We start from the raw sequence: 7,253 nt of genomic DNA, 5'->3' as shown, positions 1-7,253 counted from the left end.
CCCATGCCGCCGCCGGATGGGGCCATTTGGCTGGTCTGGTGGCTCGGCGCCGAGCCCATGGATTTGCCGCCACCGAAGCGCTTGGCGTTGGCGTCGAGGCTCATCGTCAGGCCGATGCACAACGCCATGGCGATGCTAAGAAAACGTTTCATAAAGGGAATTCCCATTTGTGGATTGCACGCGCGCCATGTTGCACAGGTGTGATGTCAGTGGCTAGCGGCATAGTGTTTCGGGCTTTTGCGTAGGGCCAATACCGAATCGTCTGTAGGACTTATTACAGATATTGGCCCCACCGCTGCCAAATACAAGGGTGGGGCAACATCCTTCATGTTCTACAGTTGTTTCAGATTGCTTCGAGCTTGGCGTAGCCCATCATCAGCCACTTGCTGCCTTCGGCGAAGTTCACCTGCACCCTGGCCTGGGCACCGGCGCCTTCGAAGTTGAGGATCACGCCTTCGCCGAAGATCGCGTGCTTGACCTGTTGGCCAAGGCTGAACGGCGTCTCGGGGATTTCCGAACCAGCGAACATGCTGCTGGAGTTCTGCTGCTGGCCGCCGCCGAACGGTCGGCTGACGCTGTTGGACAGGCGCACTTCCTGAATCAGCCCTTTCGGCACTTCACGTACGAAGCGCGACACCTTGTTGTAGGTCTCACTGCCGTACAGGCGCCGGGTTTCGGCGTAGGTCATCACCAGGTTCTGCATCGCCCGGGTGATGCCCACGTAGGCCAGGCGGCGTTCCTCCTCAAGGCGGCCGGGTTCTTCCAGGCTCATCTTGTGGGGGAACAGGCCTTCTTCCATGCCCACCAGGAACACGTAGGGGAATTCCAGGCCCTTGGCACTGTGCAAGGTCATCAGCTGAATGCTGTCTTCATGCTCATCAGCCTGGGTGTCGCCGGCTTCCAGGGAAGCGTGGCCGAGGAATGCCGCCAGTGGCGTCAGGTCTTCGTCTTCTTCGGTGTTTTCGAACGCGCGGGCGGCGCTGACCAGTTCCTCAAGGTTTTCTACCCGGGCCTGGCCTTTCTCGCCTTTTTCCGCTTCGTGGTAGGCGATCAGGCCGGACTGCTCGATCACGGTCTGGGTCATCAGGTGCAGGGGCATTTCCATGCACTTGGCGGCCAGGTTCTCGATCAGCTCGACAAACACGCTCAAGGCACCGGCCGCACGGCCGGTCAGGCCCTTGTTGGCGATCAGCAGGCGCATCGCTTCCCACATCGACACATCGCTGTGGCGTGCGTGGTCGCGAATCGCCTCGACGGTCTTCTCGCCGATGCCGCGGGCCGGAATGTTGATCACCCGTTCCAGCGCCGCATCGTTGCCGCGACCTTCCAGCAAGCGCAGGTAGGCCATGGCGTTCTTGATTTCGGCACGTTCGAAGAAGCGCTGGCCACCATAGATGCGATACGGAATGCGCTCGCGCAGCAGGGCCTCTTCCAATACCCGTGATTGGGCGTTGGAGCGGTAGAGAATCGCGATATCGCTGCGGGCCAGGCCGGTTTTCAGGGCGCTTTCGATGGTTTCCACCACGTAGCGCGCTTCATCGTGTTCGTTGAAGGCGGCGTACAGGTTGATCGCTTCGCCTTCGCCGCCGTCGGTCCACAGCTCTTTGCCCAGGCGCCCGGTGTTGTTGGCGATCAAGGCGTTGGCGGCCTTGAGGATCCCGGCGGTGGAGCGGTAGTTCTGTTCCAGGCGGATGGTTTCGGCGTCCGGGAAGTCGTCGCTGTACTGGTAGATGTTCTCGATTTTCGCGCCACGCCAGCCGTAGATCGACTGGTCGTCGTCGCCCACCACCATCAGGCTGTCGCCGCCCTTGGCCAGCAGGCGCAACCAGGCGTACTGCACGGCGTTGGTGTCCTGGAACTCGTCCACCAGGATGTGGCGGAAGCGTTTCTGGTAGTGCGCCAGCAAGCCCGGGTTGTCGCGCCACAAGTCGAGGGCGCGCAGCAGCAGTTCGGAGAAGTCGATGACGCCAGCGCGCTGGCAGGCCACTTCATAGGCTTCATAAATGCTGCGCATGGTGGCCAGGAACAGGTCGCCGCTGGCCTGGATATGTTGCGGGCGCAGGCCTTCATCTTTCTGGCCATTGATGAACCACTGGGCCTGACGGACCGGCCAGCGTTGTTCATCCAGGCCCAGCTCGCGGATCACCCGCTTGACCAGGCGTTGCTGGTCGTCGCTGTCGAGAATCTGGAAGGTCTGGCTCAGGCCGGCTTCCTGCCAATGCGCCCGCAACAGGCGGTGCGCCAGGCCGTGGAAGGTGCCCACCCACATGCCGGCCGGGCTGATGCCCATCAACTGCTCGATGCGATGACGCATCTCGGCAGCGGCCTTGTTGGTGAAGGTCACCGACAGGATGGAATGCGGTGAGGCGTTCTCGACCTGGATCAACCAGGCGATACGGTGCACCAGCACTCGGGTTTTACCGGAGCCAGCACCGGCCAGGACCAACTGACGGCCAACGGGGGCCGCTACGGCCTGGCGTTGGGCATCGTTGAGGGAGTTCAGCAAAAGAGAGAGATCATCGCGCATCGGCGCATTCTAGGGTGCCCGGGGGAGTCGGGCAAATCCCAATGCCGGGTGGTCACGGGAAAACTTCTGCGTCGACACAGGATAAGGCAACAATCTATTCACGGTGATGACCGGTCGGTCATCGCCCACAGCCCGCGCCCTGTCTCACTCAAGCTGTCTGGCTCCAAGGTTTGCGCCTGATTGTCGCGCTGTTTTTATGACTTGGGGCAGTTTGGCCCGAGCGTTTGCTTGTGTATGCTCCGTCGACGTTTCGGGCTCACCATTATAAGAACACTGCCTATGACCCTTAGCATTGACCTGGCGGGACCCTCCGTGGCGCCGGCGCAGGTTATCCGCAAGCACTACGCCATGGAGATGGCGGTGGAGCGCACGCGCCTGCTTTACCAAGGCTCCCTGCTGCCTACTTTATTAATGCTGGTGAATGGACTGGTCTGCGCCTGGTTGCTCTGGAGCCCGCAGCGCTATCTGCTGGACAGCATTTGGCTGGTATGGCTGCTGGCGCTGGTGGCCTTGCGGGTAATTCAGGTGGCGGCGTTCGATTCCGCCATGCCCAGCCGCCAGGCGCAACCGATCTGGCGACGCATGTTCATGCTGGGCTCAGCCGTCAGCGGCTTGACGCTGGCCAGTGCTGCCATCGCCCTGGTACCGGTGGACAGCTTTGCGCAACAGGCCTGGGTGTTCGGCCTGCTCGGCGCGGCGACCTTGTCCGCCAGTGTGGCCTATGCCGTCAGTCTGCCGGCTTTCCTGTCGTTTGCCGTGCCCTGCCTGGTGCCGGCCATCCTCTATTTATTCTGGAGCGGCGACCCGCAACAGCAAGGCTGGGGTTGCCTGGGCCTGATTCTGCTGGCATCCCTGAGCCTGGTGGCATGGCAGGTCAATCGCCTGATCCAGCGCGGGCTGCTCAGGCGCTTCCAGAACCAGGCGTTGATCGAGCACCTGCAGCAAGCGCAGCAACGCAGCGAGCGACTGAACCAGGAACTGGTGCGTGAGGTGGAGCAGCGGCGCCAGGTCGAACAAGAGTTGCGCGAAGCACAGATCGGCCTGCAGCAACGCGTCGATCAGCGCAGTCAGGAACTGGACGCGGCGAGCCTGGCCCTGAGCAAAAGCGAGGCGCGTCTGGCCATGGCGCTGCAGGCCAGCGAACTGGGGCTGTGGGACTGGAACCTGCAAACCGATGAGGTCCACCATACCCAGCTCAAGGAGTTGTTCGGCCTGGAGCCGGAATACGTCACGGCGATGCTCAGCCACCTCAAGCCACGCCTGCATCCGGACGACTTGCCGCTGCTCAAGCGCGCGCTGGTGGAGCACCTTAAAGGCCGCAGCGAGGACTACCTGGTGGAATACCGGGTGCGCCATGGCGATGGCCATTGGGTATGGATCCAGGACCGTGGCCGCGCCGTGGAGCGCTCGCCCAGTGGACGCGTCACGCGGATGCTCGGCACCCGCCGCGACATCAGCGCCGGCAAGGTCCTGGAAGAACAGCAGCGCCTGGCATCGACGGTGTTCGAGGCGGCCAGCGAAGGCATTGTGATCCTCGATCCGGACTACGTGCTGATAGCCGTCAACCAGGCATTCAGCCGCGTCACCGGCTTCGACATTGACGACATGATCGGGCGCAATGTCGTGGAGCTGCCCAGCAGCCGCGACGCACGGCGCCACTTCCCGGTGATCCGCCAGGCGTTGCTCAGCCACGGCACCTGGCAGGGCGAGCTCGTGGAGACCCGCAAGAACGGCGAACTCTACCCGCAATGGCTACAACTGAATGTAGTCCGGGATATTCGGGGAAACGTCAGCCATATCGTGGGCTTCTTCGCCGATCTGTCTGCGCGCCGCGAATCCGAGGAGCGCATGCGCTACCTCACGCACTACGACGAATTGACCGGGCTGGCCAACCGCTCGCTGTTCCGCGAGCGGTTGCGCGAAGCCCATCAGCGGGTGCGCCAGGGTGGCCGCAGCCTGGCCTTGCTGCATATCAACCTGGACCGTTTCAAGCTGCTCAACGACAGCCTCGGGCATGAAGTGGCCGACCAGTTGTTGCAGAAAATGGCCCGCCGCTTGATCAACGCCTTGCCCGAAGCCGACACCATAGCGCGGCTCTCTGGCGATGAATTCGCCGTGCTGTTCGACGCCTACGGCAACCTGTCGAGCCTGGCGCGGGTGGCCACGCGGTTGCTGGCCAAGTTGCGGGTGCCGGTGACGGTGGAAGGGCACGAGCTGGTGGTCAGTGCCTCAATGGGCGTCAGCCTGTTGCCCGACAATGCGCGGGAAATATCCGCGCTGGTCAGCCAGTCGAACATGGCCATGCAGCACGCCAAGCACCTGGGCGGTAATAACTTCCAGTTCTACACCGACAGCCTGCAGGCCAGCACCCTGGAACGGTTGCAGCTGGAAAACCAGCTGCGCAAGGCGATTGATGAGCGCCAGCTCACGGTGTTCTACCAACCCAAACTGTGCCTGGCCAGTGGCAAGCTGAATGCGGCCGAAGCATTGATTCGTTGGGAACATCCGCAGTGGGGCATGGTGCCGCCCGGCGACTTTATCGGGCTGGCCGAAGAAACCGGCCTGATCGTGCCGCTGGGGGAGTTCGTGTTGCGCCAGGCGTGCTGGCAGGCTTGTGAATGGCAACGCCAGGGGCTGGCGCCGATTCGGGTGTCGGTCAACCTGTCGGTGCACCAACTGCGCCAGGGCAAGCTGATCAGCCTGGTGCGCCAGGTGCTGGAAGAAACCGGGCTTGATCCGCAATACCTGGAGCTGGAACTGACCGAAAGCCAGCTGCTCGACAGCGTCGAGCACATCATCTCGACCTTCCAGCAACTGCGCGACCTGGGGGTGAAGCTGGCGATTGATGATTTCGGCACCGGTTACTCATCCCTCAGTTACCTCAAGCGCATCCCCGTGGACTACGTGAAGATCGACCAGACGTTCATTCGCGGCCTGGGCCAGGGACGCGAAGATGCCTCGATCACCCGCGCCATCATTGCCATGGCCCACGGGCTGTCGCTCAAGGTGGTGGCCGAGGGTGTGGAAGATCAGCAGCAGCTGGACTTTTTGCGGGATGAGCAGTGCGACGAGGTGCAGGGCTATTTGATCAGTCGGCCGGTGGAAGCGGATGGCTTGGCGGATTTGTTACGAAAAAATGCCGATTTTCCATAGTTGAGCCCAAGCCGCACGCGGGGCTACATCGAGCCTGCCCGCTGAATCAGCGGGCAGCAGCGTGATTAAGTGATGCATCGAACGGGCAAATCGTTAATTCTTGTAGTATAACTACAAGCTTGCTACATCCCTGGCGTCTGCCAATAACAAGAGTCCAGCCCTTTGAACCTGTTGCAACATATCGCCCAGTCGCGCCACCTGTTACGCAAATCGGAACTCAAGGTTGCCGATCACGTGCTGCTTGACCCTGCGGCCGTGATGCACAGTTCCATGGCCGACCTGGCCCACAGCGTGGGCATCAGCGAGCCGACCATCGTGCGCTTCTGCCGCGCCATCGGTTGCTCCGGTTTCCAGGACTTGAAGCTCAAGCTGGCCCAGAGCCTGGCGGCCGGTGCGAGCTTTGGCCAGTTTGCGATCCACGAAGACGATTCCGTCGCCGACTACAGCCTGAAAATCTTCGACACCACCCTGCACACCCTGATGGAAGTGCGCGAAAAGCTCGACCCGGTGGAGCTGCAAAAAGCCGTGACCGCCATGTCCCAGGCCCAGCGCGTGGAGTTCTATGGTTTCGGCGCGTCCGGCGCGGTGGCGGCGGATGCCCAGCACAAGTTCTTCCGTTTGCTGCTGACGGCGGCGGCCTACAGCGACCCGCACATGCAGGCGATGTCGGCGGTGACGTTGAAGCCCAGCGACGTGGCGATCTGCATTTCCCAGTCCGGCCGCTCCAAGGATTTGCTGATCACCGCCAACCTGGTGCGTGAAAGCGGCGCGACCCTGATTACCCTGTGCCCGAGCCAGACGCCATTGGCAGAGCTGTCGACCGTCAACCTGGCGATCGATGTGCACGAGGACACCGAGATCTACACGCCGCTGACCTCGCGTATCGCCCACCTGGTGGTGATCGACGTGCTGGCCATGGGCGTGGCCATGGCGCGCGGCCCGAGCCTGGTCAACCACCTCAAGAGCGTGAAGCGCAGCTTGCGCAGCCTTCGGTTGTCACCCAAGTCCGTAAAAGCCCTCGACGACTGATAGTTTGTACGCGGACCCATTGTGGGAGCGGGCTTGCTCGCGAATGCGGAGTGTCAGTCACTGAATATGCTGGCTGGCCCACCGCATTCGCGAGCAAGCCCGCTCCCACATTTTGATTGGGTCCTGCCCCGCAAGATTCATCGTCCTGTCATCCCCATGCCGCTAAACCGTCATTGCCCGAGCCCATCCTGAACTCCCCTTACTCGCATTGGGAGACTCGAAATGGCTCGGCAATACGAAGAAAGCAACAGCACCGTCAAGACCCGCCGCCAGCAGGAAGACCAGCGCCGCATGGCCTTCCGTCGCGCAATTGAAGACCGCTGCGATCAGCGTCAATTGCAACAGAGCATCAGTGACTATCCGGAACTCCACTGGCAGGCACCCGCAGCTGCCCAGCGAAGCGCTCAGCCAGCGCGCTGATCTGCAGCCGCTCGCTGCGGATAAAGCCCAGGAATGCATGGGCCACCGGTGACAGGCGCTTGGCCTTGGCCTGCACCAGGCACCAACTGCGGTACAGCGGCAGTTCTTCCACCGGCAGCTCCCT

The 7,253-nt window shown here is 62.1% G+C and carries 4 protein-coding genes and 2 pseudogenes; 3 read left to right on the top strand and 3 right to left on the bottom strand.

What is annotated here, in order from left to right; genetic code table 11:
- Both HX846_RS40410 and uvrD read right to left on the bottom strand, forming a co-directional pair.
- Window positions 1-152: pseudogene (locus HX846_RS40410) on the bottom strand (hypothetical protein); the annotation flags it as partial.
- A gap of 191 nt (window positions 153-343) precedes the next feature.
- Window positions 344-2,527 carry a DNA helicase II gene (gene uvrD / locus HX846_RS17020; RefSeq protein WP_003213452.1) on the bottom strand — a complete coding sequence of 728 codons (2,184 nt, stop codon included), beginning with the start codon at window positions 2,525-2,527 and terminating at the stop codon, window positions 344-346.
- A 279-nt stretch (window positions 2,528-2,806) separates the two neighbouring features.
- Here uvrD and HX846_RS17015 point away from each other — a divergent pair, with 279 nt between their 5' ends.
- The 3 genes from HX846_RS17015 (at window position 2,807) to HX846_RS39595 (ending at window position 7,129) form a co-directional block, all read left to right on the top strand.
- Window positions 2,807-5,680, top strand: coding sequence for a GGDEF domain-containing phosphodiesterase (locus HX846_RS17015; RefSeq protein ID WP_178965760.1), 2,874 nt, complete (start codon window positions 2,807-2,809; stop codon window positions 5,678-5,680).
- Window positions 5,681-5,842: 162 nt separating this feature from the next.
- Window positions 5,843-6,709: a transcriptional regulator HexR gene (hexR, locus tag HX846_RS17010; protein ID WP_003213447.1), complete on the top strand. Its 867-nt coding sequence runs from the start codon at window positions 5,843-5,845 to the stop codon at window positions 6,707-6,709.
- A 222-nt stretch (window positions 6,710-6,931) separates the two neighbouring features.
- The gene (locus HX846_RS39595; RefSeq protein ID WP_076013218.1) at window positions 6,932-7,129 is read left to right on the top strand and encodes a PA3496 family putative envelope integrity protein; all 198 of its coding nucleotides are present in this window, start codon (window positions 6,932-6,934) and stop codon (window positions 7,127-7,129) included.
- On the opposite strand, the pseudogene HX846_RS17005 reads toward HX846_RS39595, so the two are convergent.
- A pseudogene (locus tag HX846_RS17005) lies at window positions 7,059-7,253 on the bottom strand (LysR family transcriptional regulator); the annotation flags it as partial. The gene HX846_RS39595 and the pseudogene HX846_RS17005 sit on opposite strands and share 71 nt — an antisense overlap.

The sequence above is a fragment of the Pseudomonas sp. K5002 genome (assembly GCF_013386655.1).
In the GTDB taxonomy this organism is placed as follows: Bacteria; Pseudomonadota; Gammaproteobacteria; order Pseudomonadales; family Pseudomonadaceae; genus Aquipseudomonas.
Note: the sequence above shows the minus strand (reverse complement) of the source record. Positions and strands in the feature narration are given on the sequence as shown.